This is a genomic window from Robertmurraya dakarensis, assembly GCF_900156875.1.
GTDB lineage: Bacteria > Bacillota > Bacilli > Bacillales > Cytobacillaceae > Robertmurraya > Robertmurraya dakarensis.
Genome location: NZ_LT707399.1, coordinates 1 through 826, shown reverse-complemented (window position 1 = coordinate 826; position 826 = coordinate 1). Strand labels below are relative to the sequence as shown.

Sequence of the window (826 nt, the reverse complement as noted above, 5' to 3'; positions counted from 1 at the left end):
GAGCCCGAAACGATCGCTGAAATGAGCCTCGAGGAACTCGTCGAGTTCCTGCAAGATAAAGGAAAAAACCGATTTGAAAAGCCAGAGGAAATCGCAAAATACCTTCAAAAGTTGGCTAGATCATCTTACCGGCTGAATAAGGCTATGCAGGACCCCGTAAATATTTCGATGTCTGTTACTTTAAGTACCATTCAACATATCGAGTCACAGGTAAAGCGTCTGGATAAAGAAATTGCCAAGTTAATGAAAGGCATACCGCAAACCCTAACGTCTGTAAAAGGAATTGGAGACGTTTATGCGGCAGGGTTGATAGCTGAAATTAGCGATATAAAGCGATTTAAAGATCATCATGCCTTAGCGAAATATGCAGGTTTGGTATGGAACCAGAACCAATCAGGCGAATTCGAATCCCAGGAAACGGCTAGAATGAGGACAGGTAATAAATACCTGCGTTACTACCTTATTCAAGCTGCCGATAAGATCCGAAAGTACGACTCTGAATATAAAGCTTTTTACACAAAGAAGTACGATGAAGTTCCAAAACATAAACACAAACGCGCTCTCGTCTTAACCGCAAGAAAACTGGTACGATTGGTGTTTTCGCTACTACGCACCAATCAGTTGTACACACCACCCGAAAGGAGAGATTAAAACTTCTCATTCACACCCTTTCAAACACCCAGCTTCACACTTGAAAGTATTGGTAAAAAATTGAAAATAGTGTGAGGTTTATTAGGTATACTCTTTTTTAAACACTTTTCAATGAAAGACAATATTAATTTCCAATTCATTGAATTTTAGTGCTTGACATATTACCACTGGGCTT

1 protein-coding gene is annotated in these 826 nt (G+C 39.7%); it reads left to right on the top strand.

The features are described from left to right. Positions 1-651 (top strand): IS110 family RNA-guided transposase (locus CZ487_RS00005; RefSeq protein WP_139339505.1); only part of this gene is annotated, 651 nt, incomplete at its 5' end. Positions 652-826 lie beyond the last annotated feature (175 nt).